Annotated in this window: 22 protein-coding genes; 16 read left to right on the top strand and 6 right to left on the bottom strand. The window is 73.8% G+C overall.

Features of this window, described 5'->3' with window-relative positions; genetic code table 11:
* The first annotated feature begins 45 nt into the window (after window positions 1–45).
* From ACFY2L_RS21135 to ACFY2L_RS21125, 3 genes are all read left to right on the top strand, one after another.
* Window positions 46–1,755 carry an FAD-binding oxidoreductase gene (locus ACFY2L_RS21135; RefSeq protein WP_390823035.1) on the top strand — a complete coding sequence of 570 codons (1,710 nt, stop codon included), beginning with the start codon at window positions 46–48 and terminating at the stop codon, window positions 1,753–1,755.
* Between the two features lie 153 nt (window positions 1,756–1,908).
* The gene (locus ACFY2L_RS21130; protein ID WP_390823034.1) at window positions 1,909–3,123 is read left to right on the top strand and encodes an acyltransferase family protein; all 1,215 of its coding nucleotides are present in this window, start codon (window positions 1,909–1,911) and stop codon (window positions 3,121–3,123) included.
* Between the two features lie 122 nt (window positions 3,124–3,245).
* Window positions 3,246–4,538 (top strand): MFS transporter, encoded by a 1,293-nt coding sequence (locus ACFY2L_RS21125; RefSeq protein WP_390659542.1) that lies wholly within the window; start codon window positions 3,246–3,248, stop codon window positions 4,536–4,538.
* A gap of 39 nt (window positions 4,539–4,577) precedes the next feature.
* Here ACFY2L_RS21125 and ACFY2L_RS21120 read toward each other — a convergent pair whose 3' ends face one another.
* Window positions 4,578–5,252, bottom strand: coding sequence for a DUF4232 domain-containing protein (locus ACFY2L_RS21120; protein WP_390823033.1), 675 nt, complete (start codon window positions 5,250–5,252; stop codon window positions 4,578–4,580).
* Window positions 5,253–5,466: 214 nt separating this feature from the next.
* On the opposite strand from ACFY2L_RS21120, the gene ACFY2L_RS21115 reads away from it, so the two are divergent.
* Complete coding sequence (locus ACFY2L_RS21115; protein ID WP_390823032.1) at window positions 5,467–6,807, top strand: helix-turn-helix domain-containing protein; 1,341 nt, start codon at window positions 5,467–5,469, stop codon at window positions 6,805–6,807.
* Window positions 6,808–6,895: 88 nt separating this feature from the next.
* On the opposite strand, the gene ACFY2L_RS21110 is transcribed toward ACFY2L_RS21115, so the two are convergent.
* From ACFY2L_RS21110 to ACFY2L_RS21100, 3 genes are all read right to left on the bottom strand, one after another.
* Window positions 6,896–8,005, bottom strand: a complete 1,110-nt coding sequence (locus ACFY2L_RS21110) for a CU044_5270 family protein (protein WP_390823031.1) — start codon at window positions 8,003–8,005, stop codon at window positions 6,896–6,898.
* On the bottom strand, window positions 8,002–8,718 hold the full coding sequence (locus ACFY2L_RS21105; RefSeq protein WP_390823030.1) for an RNA polymerase sigma factor: 717 nt from the start codon (window positions 8,716–8,718) through the stop codon (window positions 8,002–8,004). Before ACFY2L_RS21105 ends, ACFY2L_RS21110 begins: the two co-directional genes overlap by 4 nt.
* 125 nt (window positions 8,719–8,843) lie before the next feature.
* Window positions 8,844–10,193, bottom strand: coding sequence for a hypothetical protein (locus ACFY2L_RS21100; RefSeq protein WP_390823029.1), 1,350 nt, complete (start codon window positions 10,191–10,193; stop codon window positions 8,844–8,846).
* 219 nt (window positions 10,194–10,412) lie between these two features.
* Here ACFY2L_RS21100 and ACFY2L_RS21095 point away from each other — a divergent pair, with 219 nt between their 5' ends.
* The gene (locus ACFY2L_RS21095) at window positions 10,413–13,556 is read left to right on the top strand and encodes an ATP-binding protein (RefSeq protein ID WP_390823028.1); all 3,144 of its coding nucleotides are present in this window, start codon (window positions 10,413–10,415) and stop codon (window positions 13,554–13,556) included.
* Here the strand turns inward: ACFY2L_RS21095 and ACFY2L_RS21090 are convergent.
* Together ACFY2L_RS21090 and ACFY2L_RS21085 are read right to left on the bottom strand one after the other, a co-directional pair.
* Window positions 13,534–14,328, bottom strand: coding sequence for an ABC transporter permease (locus tag ACFY2L_RS21090; RefSeq protein WP_390823027.1), 795 nt, complete (start codon window positions 14,326–14,328; stop codon window positions 13,534–13,536). The genes ACFY2L_RS21095 and ACFY2L_RS21090 overlap by 23 nt on opposite strands.
* Window positions 14,325–15,317 carry an ATP-binding cassette domain-containing protein gene (locus tag ACFY2L_RS21085; protein ID WP_390823026.1) on the bottom strand — a complete coding sequence of 331 codons (993 nt, stop codon included), beginning with the start codon at window positions 15,315–15,317 and terminating at the stop codon, window positions 14,325–14,327. The genes ACFY2L_RS21090 and ACFY2L_RS21085 overlap by 4 nt, the downstream gene beginning before the upstream one ends.
* 176 nt (window positions 15,318–15,493) lie before the next feature.
* On the opposite strand from ACFY2L_RS21085, the gene ACFY2L_RS21080 reads away from it, so the two are divergent.
* From ACFY2L_RS21080 to ACFY2L_RS21030, 11 genes are all read left to right on the top strand, one after another.
* Window positions 15,494–16,042 (top strand): phosphatase PAP2 family protein, encoded by a 549-nt coding sequence (locus ACFY2L_RS21080; RefSeq protein WP_390823025.1) that lies wholly within the window; start codon window positions 15,494–15,496, stop codon window positions 16,040–16,042.
* Window positions 16,043–16,116: 74 nt separating this feature from the next.
* Window positions 16,117–16,365, top strand: coding sequence for a hypothetical protein (locus ACFY2L_RS21075; RefSeq protein WP_390823024.1), 249 nt, complete (start codon window positions 16,117–16,119; stop codon window positions 16,363–16,365).
* Between the two features lie 83 nt (window positions 16,366–16,448).
* A complete protein-coding gene (locus ACFY2L_RS21070) occupies window positions 16,449–16,670 on the top strand; it encodes a CarD family transcriptional regulator (RefSeq protein WP_390659555.1) in 222 nt (73 codons plus the stop codon).
* A 486-nt stretch (window positions 16,671–17,156) separates the two neighbouring features.
* On the top strand, window positions 17,157–17,639 hold the full coding sequence (locus ACFY2L_RS21065; protein ID WP_390659556.1) for an Asp23/Gls24 family envelope stress response protein: 483 nt from the start codon (window positions 17,157–17,159) through the stop codon (window positions 17,637–17,639).
* A gap of 110 nt (window positions 17,640–17,749) precedes the next feature.
* On the top strand, window positions 17,750–19,537 hold the full coding sequence (locus ACFY2L_RS21060) for a SpoIIE family protein phosphatase (protein ID WP_390823023.1): 1,788 nt from the start codon (window positions 17,750–17,752) through the stop codon (window positions 19,535–19,537).
* Between the two features lie 125 nt (window positions 19,538–19,662).
* Window positions 19,663–20,112, top strand: a complete 450-nt coding sequence (locus tag ACFY2L_RS21055) for a DUF5994 family protein (RefSeq protein ID WP_390823022.1) — start codon at window positions 19,663–19,665, stop codon at window positions 20,110–20,112.
* A gap of 392 nt (window positions 20,113–20,504) precedes the next feature.
* Complete coding sequence (locus tag ACFY2L_RS21050; RefSeq protein ID WP_007383480.1) at window positions 20,505–20,708, top strand: cold-shock protein; 204 nt, start codon at window positions 20,505–20,507, stop codon at window positions 20,706–20,708.
* Window positions 20,709–20,950: 242 nt separating this feature from the next.
* On the top strand, window positions 20,951–22,459 hold the full coding sequence (locus ACFY2L_RS21045; RefSeq protein WP_390823021.1) for a DEAD/DEAH box helicase: 1,509 nt from the start codon (window positions 20,951–20,953) through the stop codon (window positions 22,457–22,459).
* Window positions 22,460–22,608: 149 nt separating this feature from the next.
* The gene (locus ACFY2L_RS21040) at window positions 22,609–22,944 is read left to right on the top strand and encodes a CBS domain-containing protein (RefSeq protein ID WP_390659904.1); all 336 of its coding nucleotides are present in this window, start codon (window positions 22,609–22,611) and stop codon (window positions 22,942–22,944) included.
* A 70-nt stretch (window positions 22,945–23,014) separates the two neighbouring features.
* On the top strand, window positions 23,015–23,302 hold the full coding sequence (locus tag ACFY2L_RS21035) for an SCO5918 family protein (protein WP_390659560.1): 288 nt from the start codon (window positions 23,015–23,017) through the stop codon (window positions 23,300–23,302).
* 54 nt (window positions 23,303–23,356) lie between these two features.
* A complete protein-coding gene (locus ACFY2L_RS21030; RefSeq protein ID WP_390659561.1) occupies window positions 23,357–23,734 on the top strand; it encodes a hypothetical protein in 378 nt (125 codons plus the stop codon).
* The last annotated feature ends 9 nt before the right edge of the window (window positions 23,735–23,743 follow it).

Here is a 23,743-nt window from a genome sequence, read left to right as displayed (position 1 = left end):
GGGCCCTCCGTCTCACCTTCGTCCCACCACTCCAAGGACTCACCGATGCCTTCGTCTGCCCCCGTGCCCCCGGACCTCTCCGCCGCCCCGGCTCCTGCCGTCCCGTCCCCGCCCGCCCGGACGCGGGCCACCACGCGTCAGCCGGTGCACCGCCGGACCTTCCTGTCCGGCACGGCCGCCGCGGGCGGTGCCCTGGCCGTCACCGCCACCGGGCTGAGCCCCGCCGCCGCAGCCGCGAAGGACCACGGACGCGCTGCCGCCGACACGGCGCCCCTCACGGTGCGTCCGGCGGACCGGCGCTACGCGGACCTGCGGCGCGGCACCAACCAGCGCTGGGTCGGCAGCCCCGAGCAGATCGTCCTGGCCACGTCGACCAGCGATGTCGTCCGGGCCGTGCAGCAGGCGGTCGACTCCGGTGCGCGCCTGGCCGTGCGCAGCGGCGGTCACTGCTACGAGGACTTCACCACCAGCCGTGAGATCACGGTCGTCCTCGACCTGTCGCGCATGGACGACATCTCCTACGACGAGCGCCGCCGGGCCTTCTCCGTCCAGCCCGGCGCCGCCCTCGGCCGGGTCTACGACCGCCTGTACAAGGGCTGGGGCGTCTACCTCCCGGCCGGCAACTGCCCCACCGTCGCCGCCGGCGGCCACATCCAGGGCGGTGGCTACGGGTCGATGAGCCGGCGCGACGGACTCGCGGTCGACCATCTGTACGGCATCGAGATCGTGGTCGTCCAGGCGGACGGCACCGCCCGCGCCGTCACCGCGACCCGCGAGCCCGACGACCCGCACCGGGACCTGTGGTGGGCGCACACGGGAGGCGGCGGCGGCAACTTCGGCGTGGTGACCCGCTACTGGCTGCGCTCCCCCGACGCCAAGGGAAGTGATCCGGCGGCGCAGTTGCCCACTCCCCCGCGCGAGGTGTGGCTGAGCGAGGTGGCCTGGCCCTGGGAGCAGCTGACCGAGGCCCGCTTCACCCGCCTGATGTGGAACCACGGCGACTGGCACGCACGCAACAGCGGCCCCGACTCCCCGTACACGAAGCTGTTCAGTCAGCTCAAGCCGTTCCACAAGTCGGCCGGAGCGGTGGTGCTCGACTCGCTGGTCGACGCCGGGGCCCCCGGTGCCGAGCGCCTGCTGCAGAGTTACGTGTCCGAGGTCGGCGCGGGGGTCGGCGTCCAGCCCCAGGTGCGCCAGTACCGGCGGGTGCCGTGGCTGCACGCCACCCAGTGGCCCGGCTTCACCGGCCCGGACCCCACGATCAGGTTCAAGGGCAAGTCGGTCTACGCCCGGCGCAACTACACCGACGCCCAGATCGCCGCCGCCTACCGGCATCTGACCCGCGACGACTTCCACAACCCGAGCGCGCTCCTCATGATCGCGTCGTACGGAGGGGCGGTGAACCGCGTCGCCCCCGACGACACCGCGGTGCCCCAGCGGGACTCCGTCCTCAAGTACCAGGTCGTCTCGCTGTGGAACGACGCCGCGGACGACGAGGCCAACATCGCCTGGGTGCGGGAGTGCTACCGGGACATGTTCGCCGCCACCGGCGGTGTGCCGGTGCCGAACGAGACCAACGACGGCTGCTTCGTGAACTACGCCGACGTCGACCTGGCCGACCCCCGCTGGAACACCTCCGGTGTGCCGTGGCACGACCTCTACTACAAGAACGGCTACCGGCGGCTGCAGAAGGTCAAGGCCGCCTGGGACCCCACCGGCTTCTTCCGGCACGCCCAGTCGATCCGGCCCGCCTGACCGCCGGTCCGGCCCGCCCGACCGCCGATCCAACCCGCCCGACCGTCGATCCGGCCCTCGTGATCCGTCCGCCGTCGCGGCACCGCCGCGTCCCCCGTGGGCGCGATCCGACGGGGCTGTTCCTGTCCGCTCTCCCACATCCAGGTGATCCTCGTGTCCGTCGACTCCCTCGCGCCGGGGCGCTCGTCCCGGCTCCCCTCACTCACCGGGATGCGGTTCTTCGCCGCCTTCCTGGTCTTCCTGTTCCATCTGTCGCTGCTCGACGCCTACTCCACCCCCGGCGAGGGCCACGGCCCGTTCGCCACCGTCCTGAAGAACGGCGGCTGGGCAGGCGTCACCTTCTTCTTCATCCTCAGCGGCTTCGTCCTCGCCTGGTCCGCGCGGGACGACGACACCACCCGCGCCTTCTGGGGCCGCCGGCTGGCGAAGATCTACCCCAACCACGTCGTCACGTTCTTCCTCGCCCTGGTCATGTACGCCTACGCGTCGGCGACCTGGGGGCGGGGCATACCGAACTTCCTGCTGCTGCAGGCCTGGGTGCCCCGCGACGACGTGTTCTTCAGCATCAACAACCCGAGCTGGTCGCTCTCCTGCGAGCTGGTCTTCTACCTGCTGTTCCCGGTCCTGCACCGCTGGACGCTGCGCATCCGGGCCGAGCGGCTGTGGGGGTGGGCGGCCGCGACCGCCGCGGTGATCGTGCTGCTGCCGCTGGTGGTCCAACTGCTGCCGGCGGGCGCGACGTTCGGGCCGAACCACGCCAACTCGCCGCTGTACGGCCACTCGATCACTCAGATGTGGCTGGTGTACATCTTCCCGCCGGCCCGGGTCCTCGACTTCCTGCTCGGCATCCTGATGGCCCGGATCGTGCTGTCCGGCAGGTGGATCGGCCTCGGAGTGCTGCCGGCGCTGGCGCTCACGGTGGGGGCCTACGCGGTGAGCCTCACGGTTCCCTTCCTCTTCTCCCTGAACGCCGTCGTCGTGGTGCCGTTCGCCCTGCTCATCGCCGCCACCGCGGCACGTGACGCGCAGGGCCGGGGCACCGCGGTCGGCGGACGCGTGTGGGTGTGGCTGGGCGAGGTGTCCTTCGCCTTCTACCTGGTCCACCAGATCCTGCTGTCCTTCACCCAGGAACGGCTCGGCTTCCGGGAGGCGGACTCGCTCGCGGCGGCGGTCGGCGTGGCGGCGCTCGTCGCCGCGGTGAGCCTGCTGCTGGCGTGGCTGCTGTACATCGGGGTCGAGCGGCCCGTCGTACGGGCCTGGGCACGCCGGGCCCGGGCGGCCCGTACGGCCGGGACGGCCGGGACGCGGGACGCCGTCCATCCGCCGCGGGACGACAGCGACCGGCCGGTCAGCGTGGGCACCCCCTGAGACCTCGCCCCGACCGCCCGCCGCCGCGGCACGGCTCGCCGCGCGGGCACGGGCGGGGCGGCCCGTACGACGGCCGCCCCGCCCGTGCCCGGCGGTGACGACCACCAAGGAGACCACCACCCATGCCGCTCCCCGTCCTCGCGATGATGATCTGCACCTTCTGCATCGGTACCGCCGAGAGCGTCATCGCGGGCATTCTTCCGGCCATCGCGCGGGACGTCGGCGTCTCGCTCACCGCCGTCGGCATGCTGATCACCGTGTACGCCGTCGCGGTCGTCCTCCTGGGCCCGTGTCTCACCGCGGCCACGGCCGGGCTCCGCCGGACCGTCCTCCTGCCGTGCATGATGGGCGTGTTCATCCTCGGCAACGTGCTCGCCGCGCTCGCCCCCGGCTTCGGCTGGCTGGTCGCCGGCCGGGTGGTGAGCGCGCTGTCTCACTCCACGCTCATCGCCGCCTTCGTCGCGACGGCACGGGACATGGCTCCCGCGGACCGCCGGGCCGCGTGGGGGGCCAAGGTCACCCTCGGCATCGGGCTGTCCAGCGTGGCCGGCGTCCCGGTCGGCACCCTGATCGGGGACGCCTTCGGGTGGCGCGCCACCTTCTGGGCGCTCGCCGCGCTGAGCCTGGCCGCGACCCTGCTGCTCCTGCGGTGCGCGGTGCCCGAGGCGCCACCGGTGGCGGCCACCCGGCGAGGCACGGCGGCGGGCACCGGCCGGCGGAAGTCCGCCCTCCCGGCACCGATGCTGCTCGTCGCCCTGGTGATCGTGCTCGGCACGGGCGGGGTGTTCGCGCTCTACACCTACGCCTCGCCCTACCTCACGCAGGCCGTGGGGTTCGGCCCGCGGAGCGTCACCGTGCTGCTTCTGCTCTACGGCGTCGGCGGCATCGTCGGCAACACGGTCGGCGGCCGGGCGGCCGACCGTTCCCCGTACGCGGCCGTCCTCGCCACGCTGGGCACGGCCGCGGCGGCCCTGCTGCTCCTCGCCCTGCTGCCCGGCAGCCGGTGGGCGGTGGCCGGCCTGTTCTGCCTGCTGGGAGCCGCCTACTTCGCGACCATCCCGGCGCTCAACACCCAGATCGTGACCGCCGCGGGGCCCTCGTCGCCCACGATGGCCCTGACCATCAACAACTCCGCCTTCTGCGTGGGCATCGCGCTCGGCAGCTGGCTCGGCGGCCTCCTGCTGGCCCGCGGCCACGCGCTGCCGTCCGTGGCCGCGGCGGGCGCGGCGCTGACGGCCGCCGCCCTGCTGCTCGCCCTGGCGTGCCCGGGCCGTCGTGGCGGGGTCCGGAAGCCGGCGGCCTCGCCCGCGCAGGCGGCCGGCTCCGGTCACGACGCCTGCCCGGACGTACGGCCGCCCCGGCACGCCCCGTCCCCGGTCCCGGCTCCCGGACCGGAGGCCGGGCCCCGCCCCTAGGCCGTGTGCCCGGCCCCCGGCGTGGGCGCGGCTCGGGCCTCACCAGGCGAGGGCGTCGGCCATGGTGGACTGCCAGTACGAGACGGTGACCGAGTCGTCGACGTACACCCCCTTCGCGGGGAGCGACGGGTGGGCGGCGCTCGCGCCGTCGTCGAGGAAGACCTCGAGCGAGGTGGCCGTGTAGCCGTTCGAGCCGCTGCCGTCCGCGGCCGAGAGAAGGACGCTCGCATAGCCCGACTCGCCGGGGGCGAGCGTGACCACCGCCTGCGGCTTGGAGTCCTCGAAGGCCGGCGGGACGGACTGGGCCTCGCCGAACCGGACCGCCGGACGGCCGGCGAGGTCACAGTTCTTCGAGCCGGTGTTGGTGACGGTGAGGAGAAGGTGGTTCAGGGGCCGGGAGACCTCCGTGGCGGTCGTCCGGGTGGAGGTGCTGGAGCAGGGGGTCCTGGTGGACCCCGGGTCCTTGGCGCCCTGGGAGCCCGCCGCACCGCCGGTCGCGCCTTCGGAGGCCGGGCCCGCCGGGGTTCCCCCGCTCGTCCTGGACGGGGACGTGGTGGAGGCCGCGGGCGCCGACGTGGACGCGGAGCCCGCCGGGGCCCCCTCGTCGAGGACGCCCTCTCCGCTCCTGCACGCCGTCAGCGTCAGCGCGGCGGCCGCGAGCGTGGCGGCGACGAAGACACGGGTACGGCGGGTGCGGCGGGTGCGTGTGGACATGGGATCCCCCTTGTGCGGTACGGGTGTTGGCGAGGGCCGCTCGACCGGATGCCGGGAGCGGCGTGCTTGGATGGCCCAAGCCTGTGCGGCGATCCGTCCCGGCCGCCACGACTGCCGGGACATCCGGGACGCTGGAACGCTTGCGACAGGTCCGACCTGGGGGAATGACCGTTCCCTGGAATGCGGTTCCGGGACGTGGGGAGAGAGCGGAACGGTGGCGGGAGACGAATTCTCGGAGCTGTTGGGCCGGTTGAAGGAGCGGTCCGGGCTCAGTTACGGAGTGCTCGGGAAGCGGCTGCACACGAGTGCGTCCACGCTTCACCGGTACGTCAACGGGGACGCCGTACCGACCGACTACGCGCCCGTGGAACGGTTCGCGCGGGTCTGCAAGGCAACGCCAGAGGAACTGGTGGAGCTGCATCGGCGGTGGGTTCTCGCGGACGCCCGGCGGGGGCGGAAGGCGACCGGGACCGGGACGGGGACCGGGACGGGGACCGGGACGGGGACCGGGACGGGGACCGGGACGGGAACGGCGGAGGCCCGGTCGGCGGAGGCCGGAACGCCAGGCCCCGAAGCAGCCGCCGGGGTTGCTGCCGAGGACGAGCGGCGGCCCTCGGCCGAGGCTCCCGTGACGCGGCGGCGTACCGCCGTCCTCGCGGGGACCGCCATGGCCGCCGCCCTCGTGTCGGCGGCCCTCGTGGTGCGTCTGGTGTCCGGCGAGGGCGAGGACGACCGGGGCGGGAAGGAGTCCGTGGGGGCGGCTGCCTCCCCGTCGACCGACGGGACTCCCGGCGCTCCCGAGTCGGCCGGGGCGACGGGCGGGCCGGCCTCGCCGTCCGCCTCCCGCACCGGCAGTCCCACGGCCTCCGGCTCCGGGTCCGCCTCCACCTCGCGCAGCGGTGGGGCCGGGGCGGCCCGGGGCGACGGGGCGGCGGACGGGGCGACCGCGCCGGCCGTCGCCGTCAACCCGTACAAGTGGGAAAACCCGTGCGGCCCGCACTTCCTGGTCGACCGGAAGCCCGAGCAGGTGCCCCCACCGCCGGGTGAGCCGGACGCGCGCGGGTGGGTCAACGCGCTCGGCGCGGTCGCCGCCGGGCAGCAGATGCTCGCGCTGACCGTACAGGGCACCGGGAAGGCCACCGTCGTCCTGAAGGAACTCCATGTGCGGGTGGTGGAGAAGAGCGCGCCGCTCGCCTGGAACGACTTCGCGATGGGCGTCGGGTGCGGTGGCGGCGTGGAGACGGCGGCATTCGGGGTGGACCTCGACGCCGGGCGGCCCGCGCTCTCCCCCGAGGCCGGTCAGCGCGACTTCCCGTACAAGGTGAGCGAGTCCGACCCCGAGGTCTTCTACGTCTTCGCCGACGCGCGGGCCCACAACGTGAGCTGGTACCTGGAACTGGAGTGGTCCAGCGGCGACCGCCAGGGCACCCTGCGCATCGACGACCACGGCAACCCCTTCCGCACGAGCGGGAACGTGGGCCGGCCCGCTTACACCTACCCGCTCGGCTCCTCGGAATGGAGCCGAAACGAGACGGACCCCCGAATTCCCGGCTGACGCGCCAACGCCCAGGTGCCTCCCGTGGATGGCGGAAGGCACCGGGTGCTTTTCGTCGAGGCGTCGGGGGACCCGGCAGGTGGGTGTGTCAGCCGGTCTGGGACGGGGTCTGCTTGATGCCGTCGACGACTGCGCGGTTCATGACGGCGCTGGTGAAGACCACCGTGCCGGGCTTGATCAGGCCCTTCTCGCCGCTCGTCCCGTTGACCTGGACCGTGCGCTCGCCCAGGAAGACGTGGGTCTTCTTGTCGAAGATCCACTCCTCTCGCTGGCCGCTGTTCTCGTCGAGGCGGGCCACTGCCACCCCGTGCCGGCCCGCCGCGTCCACCGCGTCGTCGACCACGACGACACCCGGGATCTTCGCGGCGGCCTTGAACAGGGCCGCGTACAGCTCTGCCGGAGGGTAGCTCTCGCCGAGCAGGTCGCCGATGGTGGTGAAGGCCTCCTGGTCGGGGCTGTTGCCGTGCCCCTCGGTCTCCTTGTAGATCTTGGCCAGCAGCGCGTCGGGGTCGGTGGTCAGCTTGGCCAGATAGTCGTACGACGGAGCGTTCAGGTACGCCTTCGGGGTGTTGCCCTGCTCGTCGGGCAGGCTCAGGGTCTCGCCCTCGGGGCTGTCGTTCACGGCCGGGTCGATCAGCCAGCCCTCGGTGCCGTCCGGGGACTCCCACACCTGACGGGTGTGCAGCTCGTGACTGGCCAGGCTGCTCTTGCCGTTGACGGTCTTCACGAAGCTCTCGGCCATCTTGGACTCGATGTAGATGTACTGGCCGGGCTTCACGGCCGACTGCTTCACCTCGGCCGCCGTCAGCGCGATCCGGTCGAGCAACTGCGGTGCGCCCTTGGCGTTCGCGGCGCCGACGGTCGTGGTCAGGGCCGGTCCGGTGGCGACGCCGCCGTCCCTGACTCCCCCGCCGCCGCCGGACGACACCACGCCGACGACCGCCGCGGCGACGGCGGCGGCCAGCGCGGGCAGGACGATCGCCGGACGCGGCAGCCGGAGCCGGCGCGTCGTCGCCCGGGCCGCCGGCTGCGTCCCCGTGCCGGTGTGCTCGGCCTGCTGCGTCTCGTGAATCTGGGCCATCATGCGCTCCTTGTGGAACTGGTGACGGCCCGGCGGCAGGTCGCGCGTCGTCCGGTCGAAGAGCTGGGCGCCCTCTTCCCACTCGGCAGCGTGATGCCGGGACGGGTTCGCGTTCATCGGTTTCCTTCCTGTGCGGGCCGGATCGCGTGTGCGTGATCGCCTCTTGTCTGTCGGCCGGGCCGGCCGGCTTCCCGTTTCACGAGACTTTCTTCGAGATTCCCGGCGGGATCCGCCCCCGTCGCTCTGGCCGCCGCCCGGCCTCTCAACCGCCCCGCGTGTCCCGTGGGTTGGTTTCCCTCCAGGTCGGCGCCGGCGAGCCTGCGGAGCTTCTTGCGGGCGCGGGAGAGACGGGAGGCGACCGTGCCGGCGGGAATGCCGAGCGCCTCCGCGGCGGCCGCGTAGTCCAGGCCCTCCCCCAGGCAGAGCGCGATGACCTCGCGCTCCGGGCGGCGCAGCGAGGCCAGGGCGGTGAGTGCCGTGGCGAGGCGCTGCCGGCCGTCGAGCCGGTCCGCCACTTCCTCGGCGTGGTCGGGGACCGAGAGTTCGGCGGCCGCGGCGGCCTGTGCCGCCGCCCGGTACCGCCGGTTGCTCCGGTACTGGTTGCGCGCGGTGTTGGTGGCGATGCCCAGCAGCCAGGGCCGCAGGGAACCGCCCTCCGGCTCGACCTTGTCGCGCAGCCGCCACGCCTCCATGAAGGTCGCGGCCATGACGTCCTCGGCCGTCGACCAGTCGGCGGTCAGCCGGAAGGCATGGTTGTAGACCGCGCGGGCGTAGGTGTCGAAGAGCTCGGCGAACGCGCTCGGATCCCCGGCCCGTACCCGGGTACGCATATGAGTGCTCACCTCGATGAGCTGTCCGGCACCCCGCACCTACTTCCCGTGACCTGCGTCACATCGGAATGGGGTGTGCCGCGGGCCGGACCGTCCGTGGTCCGGCCCGCGGGCCCCCGCTGTTCTCAGGCGGACGGGTTGACGACCACCTTGGCCGTGTCGTTCTTGCTGTTCGGGTCGAAGGTGCGGGACCCGTCGGCGTGCGGGTGGAGGACGACGCGGCCCGTCGCGTCGGGGACCACCCGGTCGATGCGCAGCTGGAACGGGAAGCCGACCTTCAGGTCCGGCTCGGCCCACATCGGCAGGGTGCAGGCGTAGTGGCCGACGGCCGGGTCGTCGCCGGACGTCCAGGCGGTGTGGCAGGTGTCGGGCACCGAGGTGGCGGTGGTGCCCGCCGGGAGGTAGTAGTCGATCACGGCGACCGGGTCGCCGGAGGCGACGTTGCCGACCCAGGCCGGGCCGCGGTTGACGAAGCGGAAGCCGGCGGTGACGGTGTCGCCGGCCGCGCCGCTCACCTCGGTGCCGCGGACGGCGAAGTCGGCGGTGTTGTCGGCGTCGATGTGCCAGGAGCGGCCGTTGTCCGAGCCGTCGAGGTCGGTGGTGTCGCCGCCGGGCTGGACCTCGTAGTCGAACCGCTCGTACAGCGCGTGGTCGGTGACGGCGAGCCGCAGGGGCTCCGGCAGCTCCACGGTGGCGCCGGGCGCGACATCGGTGTCGAAGGAGCAGGTCACGTACGTCATCGGCGTGTACTCGCCGCCGCCGTCCGGGCCGGTGTAGGTGCACTGCGGGTAACGGGTGACGACGTCGAGGCCGTACGTCGCCCACATCCGCACGCTGAGGCCGTGGGCGGTCTCGTTGCCGGTGTTGGTGACGGAGAACGGCACGGTGAGGCCGGTGCCGGGCGCGACGCCGGAGACGTCCTGCGGGGCGCCGATGCCGAGGTCCGGGCCGGAGCCGACGGTGACGAAGGTCTCCGCCGAGCCCTCCGGGGCGGTGAGCGTGCCGTCGGGTCCGCCGGTGGCCTCGGCGGAGTACTCGATCGCACCCTGCGCTCCCACGGCGGCGCCGGCGGCGGCCCGCACCTTCAGCTGCACCTGCGCGCTGTACCGGGTCGGCACGGTCCCGGTGTCGCACACGGCGACGGTGCCGGCGTCGTCCGGCGTGCAGTTGCCGGGCCAGGCCACCTCGGCGATCCCGGCCAGCCCGGAGACGTCGACGGTCAGCCGTCCCTCGGTGACGGTGAAGCCGGCGTTGTCGTGGTACAGGCCGAGCGCCAGCGACCGGTACTGCGCGGTACCGGTGTCGGGGGCGACGGTGACCGCCTGCTCGTACGGCGCCTGGATCCACAGCTGGTCGCTCTGCGCCTCGCCGTCGGCGAGGGCGACCCCGCTCCCGAGCCCGGCGACGGCCAACGCCCCCACGGCTCCGGCACACGCCCCGCGACGCAGCACGCGTCCGACGGAGACAGAACTCATGACATCCCCCAGGTGGGACAGAAGAGATCCCGGCACAGGGACCAGCACCGGGCGCGAGTTGGACGGCCTGCCGAAACGGAAGGTTGTAGGTGAGGGGCGCGGGGTGCGGGGTTCTTACCGTCTTCTTGATCACCCGGGGGGGCGGGCAGGCGTACGGTCCCTCGGCGCCCCCCTCCCGTGCGTCGGCGCGTTCGGTGGTGTCCTGGCTAATCTTCAGGCATGACAACCGAGTTGGCGCTGCTGCCGCGAGTCGCCTATCGCGGGCGGGAGATCACCGCGCCCCGGCTGCGAGGGCTGTTGGCGTTGCTCGCCGGGGATCTGCGCACCGGGTGCAGCACCGGCCGGCTGGTCGAGGGGCTGTGGCCGGACGAGTTGCCGGAGCGGCCCGGCAAGGCGGTGCAGGTCCTGGTGTCCAGGCTCAGGGCGCAGCTGGGGGCCGAGCTGATCGTGAGCACGCCGACGGGGTACCGGCTGGCGCTGGACGAGACACAGGTCGACAGTGCCGCGCTGCTGCTGCACGAGGCGGGCAGTGCCGAGCGGGCGCGGGCCGGGGACCACGAAGGTGCCCTGGCCGAGGCCGAGGCCGGCTTGGCGCTGTGGGACGGGAACACGGGCGCCGGTGCGGGGGAGGACCTGCACGATCCGGTGGTGGCGCTGCGCGCCGAGCGGGTCCGGGCCGTCCGGTCGCTGGTCCGCTCCAGGGCGCTCGCGCTCGCCCGGCTCGGGCGGCGGGAGGAGGCGGCGGCGCCGCTGGCCGGGCTGGCCCGGGAGCTGCCTCGGGACGAGGAGGTGCTGGCCGAGCTGCTGCGCTGTGAGGCCGCGACCGCCGGGCGGGCTGCCGCGCTGACCCGGTACGACGCCTACCGCCGCAGGCTGCGGGACGAGCTGGGGACCGATCCGGGGCCCGGACTCAGGTCCGTGCACCAGGAGTTGGTGCGGGCGGAGGTGCCGACGGTCCGTCATGGGGTGCCGCACGAGCCGAACCCGCTGCTGGGGCGGGACGCCGACGTCGCCGCCGTGGGCAGGCTGCTGCGGGAGGCCCGGGTGGTCACGGTGGTCGGGCCCGGCGGGCTGGGCAAGACGCGCCTCTCCCACGCGGTGAGCCGGGCGGCCGAGCAGCCCGTGGTGCATTTCGTCACCCTCGCCGGTGTCCTCGCCGATGCCGACGTCACCGGCGAGGTGGCCTCCGCCGTCGGTGCCGGTGAGGGCCGGCAGTTCACCGGGGGCGGCGATGTGGTGAGCGGCATCGCCGCCGCGCTGGGCGCCGGGCCCGCGCTGCTGGTGCTGGACAACTGCGAGCACGTGATCCCGGGCGCCGCCGAGCTCGTACAGGCACTGGTGTCGCGGTCGAAGGAGCTGCGGATCCTGGCCACCAGCCGGGCTCCGCTGGGGCTGACGTCGGAGGCGGTGTACGCCCTGCCGGAGCTGTCGCCGGCGACGTCGGTCGCGCTCTTCGAGCAGCGGGCGCGGGCCGCCAGGCCCGGCGTGGAGCTGCCCGCCGACAAGGTGGCGGAGATCTGCCGCCATCTGGACGGGCTGCCGCTGGCCGTCGAACTGGCCGCGGCCCGGGTGCGGGTGCTCTCCGTGGCCGACATCTCGCGCCGGCTCCGTGACCGCTTCGCGCTGCTGCGCGGCGGGGCCCGCGACGCACCCGAGCGGCATCGCACGCTCCAGGCCGTGGTCGAGTGGAGCTGGAATCTCCTGGAGGCCGACGGACGGGCCGCGATGCGCGCGCTGTCGGTGTTCCCCGGCGGGTTCACCGAGGACGCGGCGCAGTACGTGCTCGGCGAGAGCGCGGACGCGCTGACCCTGCTGGAACAGCTGGCCGGTCAGTCCCTGATCAAGGTGGGTGACAGCCCTTCCGGGGTGCGCTTCCACATGCTGGAGACGCTCCGGGAGTTCAGTGCCGCCCGGCGCGCCGAGACCGGCGAGGACGACGCGGTGACCGGCCGGTTCCTGCGCTGGGCCCGGGACTTCGGGCGGGCGCACCACGACGTGCTGTTCAGCGGCGGTCCGGAGCGCCCGTGGATCCGCATCCGCGCCGAGCAGGACAACCTCGTCCTGGCCCTGCGCCATGCGCTGTCCCGCGGCGACGGGCCCACCACCGCGGCGCTCACCGCCGCGCTGGGCTCGCTCTGGGCCACCGGCTCCACCTACGCCCGGCTCGCGGCCCTCGCCGAGGAGACCGCCGGGCCGCTGTCCCATTTCCGTCCCGGCCCCGGCGAACCCGAGGACGTCGAGACGGCCCGCAGCGCGGCGACGGTGTGCACGGCGAGCCTCTTCATGGGCCGCGGCCCCTACGCCGTACGCCATCTCGTGACGCTGCGCCGGCTGCCGGCCGCACCGCCGGACACGCTGACGCGGGCACTGGCCGTCGTGCTGTGCGCCTTCCCGGAGATACACCCGCCGCGGTACACGCGGCTGCGGGAACTCTGCGACGCCGGCGCGCCCCTGCTGGCGGGCATGGCGGCGGGCGTCGCCAGTTACGTGTGGGAGGCCGAGCAGGACACGGAGCGCGCGCTGGAGTGCGCCCGCCGGATGCTCGACGTGCTGGGGCCGCTGGAGAATCCGGCCATGCGGCTGATCGGTCACGGGCGGATCAGCGAGCTGTGCCTGAAGTCCGGGCACGGAGCGGAGGCGTACGACCATCTGCGGGCCGCGCTGAGCGCGCTCGACGAGGTCGGCGACTGGTCGGACACGATCGGCGTCCGCGGGGGGCTGGTGCTCGCCTGTCTGCAGCGCGGGGAGGTCGACGAGGCGGAGTACTGGCTGGGGCTCGCGGCCCGGGAGCAGGCGGAGTCCGCCGAGACCTACGGCACCGATCTGCCCGCCCGTGCGGAGATCGCCCTGGCCCGCGGGCTGACCGAGGTCGGGCTCGGGCTGTGGCGCCAGGCGGTGGAGCGGATGCAACAGGGCAGCCTGCTGCACGCCGACGATCCGTTCATGGATCCCTGGTCCCTGGAGATCCAGTCGGCGGCGCTGGCGGCGCACGCGCAGTGCGGCCGGCTCGAGCCGGTGGCCGGGCTGGCCGAGCGGCTGCGGGAACGGCTGCTCGGGATGCTGTCCGGCTCCTCCGGCGACGGCTCTCCGGCGGAACTCCCGGTGCACGGCACGGTGTTGCTGGCGCTCGGCTTCGCCGGGCTGGCCGGGGGCGATCCGGCGGCGGTACGGCTGGTGGCGCTGGCGGAGCGGATGCCGACGGTACGGGAGTTCCCCAGCCTGTCGCCGGCCCGGTCCCGGCAGGCCGCCGAGAACGCCGACAGGGCGGCCTACGACGACGCGAGGTCGGCGTACGCCACCCTGGACCGGGAGGAACTGCGGGCCGCCGCACGGCGGGAGCTCAGCGCTGCGGCTCGCGGTTGAACCGCGCCTTGGACCACAGGTAGCCCAGCACCGACAGCCCCAGGCACCAGGCGACGGCCAGCACCGCGTTCCGGGTGCCGATCCCGCTGCCCAGCAGCAGGCCGCGCAGGGTCTCGATGAGCGGCGAGAACGGCTGGTACTCGGCGAACCAGCGGAACCAGCCCGGCATGGCGTCCACCGGCACAAACGCGCTGGACAGGAACGGCAGCATCACCAGCGGCGTCCCGATGTTGCTGGCCCCCTCGGGGTTGGGGCTGATCAGGCCGATGCCGACCGCGAGCCAGGTCATCGCGAGGCTGACCAGGGCCATCAGGCCGGCCGCCGCGAGCCACTCCACCAGGGACGCGTCCGGCCGGAAGCCGATGGCCAGTCCGATGCCCAGGACGAGCACCAGCGCCATCATCGTCTGGATCACGCTGCCGATCACATGGCCGATCAGCACGGAGGCGCGGGAGATCGCCATGGTGCGGAACCGGGCCATGATGCCCTCGGTCATGTCGGTGCACACGGCCACCGCGGTGCCGAGCGAGGTCATGGCCACGGTCAGCAGAAGGATGCCGGGGACGAGGTAGGCGACGTAGTCGGCCCGGTCCGCGTGACCGCCGTTGATGCCGGCGCTCATCACGTTGCCGAAGACGTAGACGAACAGCAGCAGCAGGATGACCGGGGTGAGCAGGAGGTTCAGGGTGAGGGAGGGGTAGCGGCGGGCGTGCAGGAGGTTGCGCCGCAGCATGGTGAGGTTGTCGCGGAAGGCGTACGAGGGGCTGCTCATCGGGCGGTCTCCTTGGCGGTGGCGGCGGTGCCGGCGGCGGTGTCGGTGCCGGCGGGGGCGGGGTTGGCGGTCAGCGCGAAGAACACGTCGTCCAGGTCGGGGGTGTGCACGGACAGCTCGTCGGCCTCGATGCCGGCGGCGTCCAGCCAGTCGAGGATGGCGCGCAGCTCGCGCTGGCTTCCGTCGCTGGGGATCTGCAGGGTGAGCGCCTCGTCGTCGCGGGTCGTCCCGCGCAGCTCGGCCGCCGCCCGGGCGTGCGCCGCCGGGTCGGAGAAGCGCAGCCGCACGTGACCGCCGGGGACGAGCCGCTTGAGCTCCTCGGCGCTGCCCTGGGCGACGAGCCCGCCGTCGTTGAGCACCGCGATGCGGTCGGCGAGCTGGTCGGCCTCCTCCAGGTACTGGGTGGTCAGGAAGACGGTCGTCCCGCCGGAGACCAGCTCGCGGATGATCTGCCACATGGTGTGGCGCGAGCGCGGGTCGAGGCCGGTGGTCGGCTCGTCGAGGAAGATGATCCGCGGGTCGCCGACCAGGGTCATGGCGATGTCGAGGCGGCGCTTCATGCCGCCGGAGTAGGTGGAGGCGGGCTTCTTGGCGGCCTCGACCAGGTCGAACCGCTCCAGCAGTTCGGCGGTGACCCGCCGGCCCTCGCCCTTGGACAGGTGGTGCAGGTCGGCCATCAGGAGCATGTTCTCCTCGCCGGTGATCAGGCCGTCCACGGCGGAGAACTGGCCGGTGACACCGATGGCGGCACGGACGGCCTGGGCCTCGGCGGTGAGGTCGTGGCCGGCGATCCGCGCCTCGCCGCCGTCGGCGGAGATCAGCGTGGACAGGATGTTGACCACCGTGGTCTTGCCGGCGCCGTTCGGCCCGAGCAGGGAGAAGATCGTGCCGGCGGGCACCTGGATGTCGATGCCGTCGAGGACGGTCTTGTCCCCGTAGGACTTCCGCAGCCCGGTGGCCACGATCGCGGGTTCGTGGTTCGTCGTCATGCCGCAGAGCTTGCGGGCGGGGCGGTTCAGAAGGGTTTCACCGCGCTTTCAGCCCTCCGGGAAGGGCTTCGGGACCTTGAAACCCGCAGCTCGGCGGCCCCCGGCGGCCATGTGCGCACGGTGCGCCGCGTCGCCGCTCCGCACATGGGCGGCGGCCGGCCGGATACCCGTGCGGAATGGAACGGACCGGGACTCTGCGCGAGGGCGACCGCCGGCTGGCCAGGCGGGTGATCGCGTGGGGGCCGTCCTGGCCGCGGCGGGGCGGACTCGCGTGGGAGGAGGCGGCCGAGCACACCGAGCTGTGGTGGGCGGCCGCCGGGACGACGGCCGCCGTCGGCGGCCCGCGCGGCCGGAGGGCCGCCGTCGCCGGGGTGTCCGCGATGGCGGTGGCCGAGGTGCTGTCCAACGGGGTCGCGAAGCAGGTGTTCGAGCGGCGCCGCCCGCCGCGGGAGTGGGTGCCGCAGGACGCCCTTCGGGAACGCCCGGACAGTTCCTCCTTCCCCTCCGGTCACACCGCTGCCGCCGTCGCCTTCTCCGGGGCCGTCGCGCCGACCTGGCCGGCCGCGGGGGCCGCGTGCGGCGCCGCCGCGGTGCTCGTCGCGGCTCAGCGGGTGCACGGCGGGGCGCACTACCCGTCCGACGTGGCCGCCGGGGGTGCGGTCGGGCTCGCGGGGACCGCTCTGGTGCGGGCCGCCCCGCGGCTTCTCCGCCGCCGTGTGCCCTGACGACCCGTGACACGCGCCGTCGTGGGTACCCGGGCCGGCGACGAGCAGCCCACTCTCCCCGAGGAAGGGACCCCGTGAGCCCCCATCCCCCTCTCGCCCTGCTGGCGGCGGCCCTCACCGCCGTCGTCCTGCTGGTGCGCTGGCGGGCGACTCCGCGCCCCCGGCACGGCCGCCCCCCGCTGCGCCTCGCTCTGCCGTGGCGCCGGGCCGGAACCGGCCGCCCCGGCCACCCGGACGGCCCGCGACGCGGCAGCCGGCCGCGGCCGGCCGGGCCCTCGCTCCCCGATCCGGCCTCGGGAACACCGACCTCGCACCGGTCGTGAACGGCACCCGCGCCTGGCCCCGGGCCGGTTGCCCCGCCGACGACAGGGTCGGGCCCGTTCCGGGCAGGCGCATACTGGTCGCAATGACAAAGCCAGCCGCGCACAGGCGCCACCTCCCCACCAGCCCCTTCAAAGCCCCGGTCGTCCGGCCTCCCAAGCTGTTCGAGGTGGGCGACCAGGTCACCCACGACATGTACGGCCTCGGCCGGGTCATCGGCATAGAGGAAGGGATCGCGGCGCTCGTGGACTTCGGTTCCACGCAGGAGCGGATCCTGAGCCCGTACAACAAGATGACCAAGCTGTAGGACCGACGTGTCCTTCCTGACCCCTCACCGAACGGGAGCCCTCCCATCGACCTGACCTCGCTGTTCTCCGCCCCGGAAGGGGCGCCCAGCCATGCCGCCGCGGCATCGCCGCCGCCGACGACGAACCCCTTCCAGGCCCCGGACTTCGGGGAGAGCGAGCTTTTCCCGTTCGAGGACGCGCAGGCCGGTGTCCCGGGTCGGCGCACGGACTGACCACCACCGGTGAAACGGATCAGCCCCCACCGGTGAGGGGGTCCGGGCGGCGGCATGGCCGTCCGCCGCGCGAGGCGCCGTCCTCGGGCTGTGCGGTACGGCCGCGCCGACCGGGCGCGAGAGCGGTTCCGGCGGTCGTACGGCGGAGCCCGCCCCGGCGCGCCCGCCGTCGGGAAACCGGTCCGCCCGATCGGGCCGATGCCGTTCGCGTGCCGTGGCGAAGGGGTACCCGGAGGCGGCACATCCCATCGGACAGGGGCCGAGGCGATCACCATGACGGACAACACCACCAGCATCAGCTCGGCGGGCCGCCCCGACACGGGCGTGAGCGCGCTGAAGGGCCGTACCGGGGCCGGGGCTCCGGCGGAGACCCGCGGGAAGACCACCATCGCGGACGGCGTGGTGGCGAAGATCGCGGGCATGGCCGCCCGTGAGATCCCCGGCATCCACAACCTCGGCGGAGGCATGGCCCGGGCCTTCGGCGCCGTACGCGAGCGGGTGCCCGGCGGCGGAGGCGGCGGCGTCTCGCGCGGAGTGAAGGTCGAGGTGGGCGAGCGCCAGGCCGCGGTCGACCTGGACATCGTCGTCGAGTACGGCGTCCCCATCGTCGAGGTCACCGCCGACGTGCGCGCCAATGTCATCGGCGCCGTGGAGCGGATGACAGGCTTGGAGGTCGTGGAGGTCAACATCTCCGTCGACGACGTCCACCTCCCCGACGAGGAGGAGTCCGAACCGGAGGAGGGCCGCGTGAGGTGACCCACCGGTCACCGCGTCCCGCCCTCTCGTCTCCCCCGTGAGAACGCGCGGCGGGGAGAGCACGTCACCGGCCGCCGTCGGGAGCGCCCGGTCACGGGAAAGGCGATGCGGTGGAGGGTGTGACACCCGGCGAGGACGCCGGGCGGCCGCGGGCCGCTGGGCCGGGCCTGTGGCACCGGGTCGTGGAGCAACTGGACACGGCCCTGGTCGTGGTGGATCCGACGGGACGCGTCGCCGCGGTGAACCCGGCCGCCGAGCGGGTGCTGGGCCGCACCGCGGCGGCGATGCACGGGCAGGACGTGCACGACCTGCTCCACCGGGGTCCGGACGGCGCCCGGATCCCACGGGAGCAGTGCCCCCTCCTGAGGGCGCTGGCCGCGGGGAGCCCCGGGCGCGGGGAGAACGACGGCTGTCTGCTGGGCGACGGGCGCCTGGTCCCGGTCACCTGGTCGGCGTCGCCCCTGACGGACGACGGTGTCCCGCAGGGCACGGCCGTGATCATCACCGAGTCGGCCGGCGACGGCCCCACCCGCCGGGAGCGCGCGGAACGCGCGGCCCGTACGCACGCCCTGGTGAACCTCACCGAGCGGCTGACGCTCGTCGCCGAGATCACCGACGTACTCGGCCAGACCCTGGAGACCGAGGAGGCGCCGGCCCGGCTGGGCCGCCTTCTGGTGCCCCGCCTGGCCGACTGGGCCGCCGTGGATCTCCTGACCGGTCCCGGCCGGGTGCACCGGGTCTCGGTCACCGGGCCCGAGGGCCGCGACGCCGCGCAGGAAGGCCTGCGCGCCGGCCTCCCGTCCGCCGAAGCGGCGAGTCTCTCGCCCCTGGTCCAGGTGCTGAGCGGAGGCGATCCGGTCCTGTGGGTGCGGGCGGACCCGGGTACGCCGTCCGGTGCGCCCCCCGACTCGCCGTCCGGTGCGCCCCTCGACGCGCCACCCGGCTCTCCGCCGGAACAGCCCCTGGACGCCGTTCACCGGGGCTTCCTGCGGGCGACGGGGGCGTCCTCCGTCCTCACGGTGCCGCTGGGCACCGGACAGCAGCTCACCGGCGCCCTGACGCTGGTGCGCACCGATCCGGCGCACCCGTTCGGCACCGGTGACCTGGAGGCGGTGGGCGACATCGGCCGCCGGGTGGGCCTGGTCATCGACAACGCCCGCAGGTTCGGCCGGCAGCGCGCCGTCGCCGAGGCCATGCAGCGCAACCTGCTTCCCCCGCTGCCCCGGCACGGCCGGCTGCGGCTGGCCGCCCGCTACCAGCCCGCCCCGGCCGGGTCGCAGGTCGGCGGCGACTGGTACGACGCGTTCGGCCTGAAGGACGGTGCGCTCGCGCTGGTCATCGGGGACGTCGTGGGCCACGACCTGACCGCGGCGGCCGGCATGGCACAGCTGCACGGCATCCTGCGCTCCCTCGCCTGGGACCACACGGGACCGCCCGCCGCCGTCGTCGACCGCCTCGACGACGCCCTGCCCGCCATCACCACCGTGCCGATGGCCACCCTCGTCCTCGCCCGGGTGGAAGGCCCGCCCGACGGCCCGTGGACCCTGCGGTGGACCAGCGCCGGGCATCCGCCGCCCCTGCTGCTGACCGGCGACGGCGACGCCCGGTACCTCGAAGCCGGACAGGGCATGATCCTCGGGGCCCGCCTGGGCGCCGTCGGGCAACGGCCGGACGGCACCCACCCCCTGCCTCCCGGGTCCACGCTCCTGCTCTACACCGACGGCCTGATCGAGGTGCCCGGCAGCGATCTGGACACCGGGCTGCGCCGGCTGCGCCGTCACGCGCTGGCGCTCGCCGGGGAACCGCTGGACTCGCTGTGCGACCGGTTGTCGGCCCGTATGTCACCGGGCAGCACCGACGACATCGCCCTCCTCGCCCTGCGCCTGCCGCCTCCGTGACCGGGAACGCCGCCGGGAGTAGCCTGGCCGTACCGAGAGCTCTTCGCGCTCCGCTGCCGGCGGTGCCGTTCCCGGCGAGTGACGGAACGGGCGCCCGCGGACGGCTCCCGGGACGGGACCGCAGGATGGACCCCAGCAAGACGCCGGCCGACGCCTCCTCATCGGCCCCTTCCCACACGTACCGCATGCCGCTGCCCCGGCTGTCCCTGACCCCGGACGCCCGGCACGGCCCGCTGGACGGAGCGTGGTGGCCGCGCTGCGACGTCCTGGAGCTGGAACTGCCCTCGCTGATCGGCAGTCTGGAACCGGACCGGGAGGCCGCGGTACGGGTCACGGTGGACCCGCTCGCCTGGCCCGGCGCCCCGCGTACGGTCATGGCGCCCGGCCGCGTGATCACCGTGGACCCGGCCGGTCCGCACGGCGGGGCGCACGTCATCACCGTGGACTGCGGCACCGTCGGACTCTGGGTCCTCCTGGTCGTCCCGCCCGGCGAGGCCGCCGCGACGGCCACCGGGCTGCTGGCGCTCGCCGAGACCGGCCGGCTGGGGGACGTCACCGGGGAGGCACAGCGGTAGGCGTCCACGGGCGGGAGCAGGCGTACCGCACTGTGCGTCATGTCACGGCGAGGCGTCCCGGCCGGTGCCATCAGGGCGGCGGCCCGCGGCCCGTCGCGTCACCCCTCGCACCCCGTGCGGCCAGGGCGGACACCCCCTTCCGGCGGGGGAGATACGCGGTCCCGGTGGGACGGAAAATACAGGGGCCGAACGGATGAAGATTTTCAGACCATCCCGAAAATGCATGGGGCTTCCAGCAGACCTGTGTTAGTGTGATACCCAGTTGCAGTTTTGGTTGCCAGAGACTTGTTTCTTTGGAGAGCTTTCCGGATCTTTCCGGAGGGGCTGATCATCGCGGCGACTCGGAATCCGCACAGTGCGGACTCCGGCACTGCCCCCAAAGGAGATTCAGTATGGCATCTGGCACCGTGAAGTGGTTCAACGCGGAAAAGGGCTTCGGCTTCATCGAGCAGGACGGCGGCGGCGCTGACGTGTTCGCCCACTACTCGAACATCGCCACCTCCGGCTTCCGCGAGCTTCAGGAAGGCCAGAAGGTTACCTTCGACGTCACGCAGGGCCAGAAGGGCCCGCAGGCCGAGAACATCGTTCCCGCCTGACGCTGACGCGCCATCATGTGACTGGGGCCCGCACTCTTGGGGTGCGGGCCTCAGCCCATTGCTTCCCCGGGTTTTCCCGGGTTTCCAGGATTCCCTGGTTTTCCCGCCTCACCGACTGCCCCGGCTTCACTACGCCGAGAGGCTCGGCCAGGCTTTTTCTTCGGCTCATTCTTGTGAATCCTGGCGCGGCCTCAGCCGCTGGACGGAATTCCTCGATACGCCGCATCGAGGAAGGTTCCTCCATGAACCGCACCCGCAGTGGCGGTAGCCGCTCCGGCCGCTTCCGCACCGACAGGACCTCCACCCGTTCGGCAGGCTCCGCGCACGGCGGCCGCTCCCGCACGCAGGAGACGGGCCGGCAGAGTTCCCGCCCGGGCACCGGACACGGCAACGGCCGGCGGACCCGCTCCACCGCCCCCCGGCAGGAGTTCGCCCTGCCGACCACGCTCACCGAACCGCTGCCCGCGGTCGAGACGTTCGCCGAACTGGACATGCCCGCACGGCTGTTGGCCGCGCTCGGCGCCGAGGGCGTGAGCGTGCCGTTCCCGATCCAGGCGGCCACCCTGCCGAACGCGCTGGCCGGCCGGGACGTGCTGGGCCGCGGCCGCACCGGCTCGGGCAAGACCCTCGCGTTCGGCCTGGCCGTACTGGCCCGGCTCAACGGACAGCGGGCCCAGCCCCGGCAGCCGCTCGCCCTGGTCCTCGTCCCCACCCGGGAACTGGCCCAGCAGGTCACCGACGCGCTCGCCCCCTACGCCCGCGCCCTGCGGCTGCGGCTCACCACCGTGGTCGGCGGCATGTCGATCGGCCGCCAGGCGAGCGCCCTGCGCGGCGGCGCCGAGGTCGTCGTCGCGACACCCGGCCGTCTCAAGGACCTCCTCGAACGGGGCGACTGCCGGCTGGACCAGGTCGCCGTCACCGTGCTGGACGAAGCCGACCAGATGGCCGACATGGGCTTCATGCCGCAGGTGACCGCCCTGCTCGACCAGGTCGCCCCCGGCGGCCAGCGGCTGCTGTTCTCGGCCACCCTGGACCGCAACATCGACCTGCTGGTACGCCGCTACCTCCACGACCCGGTGGTGCACTCGGTCGACCCGTCCGCGGGCGCCGTCACCACCATGGAGCACCACCTGCTCCACGTGCACGACGACGACAAGCACACCGCCGCGACCGAGATCGCCGCCCGCGACGGGCGAGTGATCATGTTCCTGGACACCAAGCACGCGGTGGACCGGCTGGTCAAGCACCTGCTGTCCGTCGGCGTGCGGGCCGCCGCCCTGCACGGCGGCAAGTCCCAGCCGCAGCGCAACCGGACCCTCGCCCGGTTCAAGGACGGCCAGGTCACGGCCCTGGTGGCCACCAATGTCGCCGCCCGTGGCATCCACGTCGACGACCTCGACCTCGTGGTGAACGTCGACCCTCCCGCCGACCACAAGGACTACCTGCACCGCGGCGGCCGCACCGCCCGCGCGGGCGAGTCCGGCACCGTCGTCACCCTCGTCCTGCCGCACCAGCGGCGCTCGGTGGACCGTCTGATGGCCGACGCCGGCATCACCGCGCGCACCGCCCGGGTCCGCCCGGGCGAGTCCGAACTGCAGCGCATCACCGGCGCCCGGACCCCCTCCGGCGTGCCGGTCGTCGAGCCCGCGCCCGCGGCCGAACAGCGCGAACGCACCGGATCCAACGCCAACCGCCGCAGGGGACGGGCCGGCGCCCGTACCCGCCGCTCCGCCCCGAGGGACACCCCGTAGCCGGTCCGGGGACGCACTTCCCGCAGTCGGGACGAGCCTTCGGCCGTCCTGCCCGCCCCGACGAAGAGGAGAAGCCCTTGCCCACAGTTCCGCCCCGCGCACGGCCGTCCGCGCACACCGGCGGCACCGGCCTGACCGCCCGTGACGCCATGCACGCTCCCGGTCCCCAGGTCGACGACCACATGACCGTCGACGTGGCCCTGTCCGTGCTCATCGGCGCCCGCGTCCCGCACCTGCTCCTCCGGGACGACGACGGCCGGTGCGCGGGTCTGGTCACCCGGGCCCAGCTCGCCGCGCACCGCGGCGGCTCCTGGTACAGCGACCGCACGCGGCTGCGGGACATACCCCTCGACCGCGGTCCGTTCACCTCGTCCGTGGCCGTGCTCAGCGAGGCGGAAGCCGCGATGCGGGGCCGGACCCTGGACGTGTCCCCCGTCATCGACGAGCACGGCTACGCCCTGGGCGTCCTCGCCCTCGCCCCCTGACCGCCGTCCTGGCATCCCCGCGCGGTCGACCCCTTCGAGGTGTCGCTCCCCCGCCCCTGTGGAGGCATCCATGCGCTGTGTCATCGCCCGTTTCCCCTTCGACCTCATCAAGAGCGAGGTCGAGCAGTCGATGAGCGGGATCACGCCCGAACCCGTCACCGGCATGTCCGTGACCGTCGGCCGCCACGTCTACCCCGTGATGCAGGTCGGCGAAGTGATCACCCGGCAGAGCCGCCGCGACTTCACCGCCGGCGAGATGCGCCGGGCGCTGACCCGGCTCGGCTTCAGCTGCCACGACGCGCGCCCGGTCACGCCCGGCCTGGACGCGCGGGCCGACGAGAGCGCGCTCGGCTGGTGACGGCCCCGTTCCCGGCACGCACCGGCGCCCGTCGCCGGACTAGGCTCTTGCGGTATGACACACCCTGACGACCTGCTCGTCTCGATCGCCGCGATGGTGGAGTCGCGGCACAGCAGCCAGATGTCCCTGACCGTAGTGATCCCGGGAGCCGTCATCACAGGACGGCTGGCGCCGGAGGCCCTGTGGAAGGAGCGCGTCGCCGAAGTCCTGCGGGACTCCAAGCACCTGGGACAGTTCGCCGCCGCGTTCCACCCGCCCCAGGCCGCCGACGACCACCCGGACCACGGCGGCAGGCCCACGCACCTCCACTTCCACGTGGCCCGGATCCTCCAGGGCAGCTTCGGCATCCCCGACACGGGCGGCATGTACCGCGTCGCGCTGAAGGACGTGAGCGCCTGGACGATCGGCGACATCGGCTATTCGGACCAGTGAGGCCCCGGC

Source organism: Streptomyces sp. NPDC001381, from assembly GCF_042895685.1.
Lineage (GTDB): Bacteria > Actinomycetota > Actinomycetes > Streptomycetales > Streptomycetaceae > Streptomyces.
The sequence above is the reverse complement of the archived record's forward strand: the minus strand, read 5'-3'. Positions and strand labels throughout refer to the sequence as shown.

What these genes read in the sequence shown, in the direction of transcription:
- ACFY2L_RS21135 (WP_390823035.1), top strand. Translation starts at nt 46, where the DNA reads ATGCCTTCGTCTGCCCCCGTGCCCCCGGACCTCTCCGCCGCCCCGGCT.
- ACFY2L_RS21125 (WP_390659542.1), top strand. Translation starts at nt 3,246, where the DNA reads ATGCCGCTCCCCGTCCTCGCGATGATGATCTGCACCTTCTGCATCGGT.
- ACFY2L_RS21120 (WP_390823033.1), bottom strand. Translation starts at nt 5,252, where the DNA reads ATGTCCACACGCACCCGCCGCACCCGCCGTACCCGTGTCTTCGTCGCC.
- ACFY2L_RS21110 (WP_390823031.1), bottom strand. Translation starts at nt 8,005, where the DNA reads ATGAACGCGAACCCGTCCCGGCATCACGCTGCCGAGTGGGAAGAGGGC.
- ACFY2L_RS21105 (WP_390823030.1), bottom strand. Translation starts at nt 8,718, where the DNA reads ATGCGTACCCGGGTACGGGCCGGGGATCCGAGCGCGTTCGCCGAGCTC.
- ACFY2L_RS21100 (WP_390823029.1), bottom strand. Translation starts at nt 10,193, where the DNA reads ATGAGTTCTGTCTCCGTCGGACGCGTGCTGCGTCGCGGGGCGTGTGCC.
- ACFY2L_RS21095 (WP_390823028.1), top strand. Translation starts at nt 10,413, where the DNA reads ATGACAACCGAGTTGGCGCTGCTGCCGCGAGTCGCCTATCGCGGGCGG.
- ACFY2L_RS21090 (WP_390823027.1), bottom strand. Translation starts at nt 14,328, where the DNA reads ATGAGCAGCCCCTCGTACGCCTTCCGCGACAACCTCACCATGCTGCGG.
- ACFY2L_RS21085 (WP_390823026.1), bottom strand. Translation starts at nt 15,317, where the DNA reads ATGACGACGAACCACGAACCCGCGATCGTGGCCACCGGGCTGCGGAAG.
- ACFY2L_RS21080 (WP_390823025.1), top strand. Translation starts at nt 15,494, where the DNA reads ATGGAACGGACCGGGACTCTGCGCGAGGGCGACCGCCGGCTGGCCAGG.
- ACFY2L_RS21070 (WP_390659555.1), top strand. Translation starts at nt 16,449, where the DNA reads ATGACAAAGCCAGCCGCGCACAGGCGCCACCTCCCCACCAGCCCCTTC.
- ACFY2L_RS21065 (WP_390659556.1), top strand. Translation starts at nt 17,157, where the DNA reads ATGACGGACAACACCACCAGCATCAGCTCGGCGGGCCGCCCCGACACG.
- ACFY2L_RS21055 (WP_390823022.1), top strand. Translation starts at nt 19,663, where the DNA reads ATGGACCCCAGCAAGACGCCGGCCGACGCCTCCTCATCGGCCCCTTCC.
- ACFY2L_RS21050 (WP_007383480.1), top strand. Translation starts at nt 20,505, where the DNA reads ATGGCATCTGGCACCGTGAAGTGGTTCAACGCGGAAAAGGGCTTCGGC.
- ACFY2L_RS21045 (WP_390823021.1), top strand. Translation starts at nt 20,951, where the DNA reads ATGAACCGCACCCGCAGTGGCGGTAGCCGCTCCGGCCGCTTCCGCACC.
- ACFY2L_RS21040 (WP_390659904.1), top strand. Translation starts at nt 22,609, where the DNA reads ATGCACGCTCCCGGTCCCCAGGTCGACGACCACATGACCGTCGACGTG.
- ACFY2L_RS21035 (WP_390659560.1), top strand. Translation starts at nt 23,015, where the DNA reads ATGCGCTGTGTCATCGCCCGTTTCCCCTTCGACCTCATCAAGAGCGAG.
- ACFY2L_RS21030 (WP_390659561.1), top strand. Translation starts at nt 23,357, where the DNA reads ATGACACACCCTGACGACCTGCTCGTCTCGATCGCCGCGATGGTGGAG.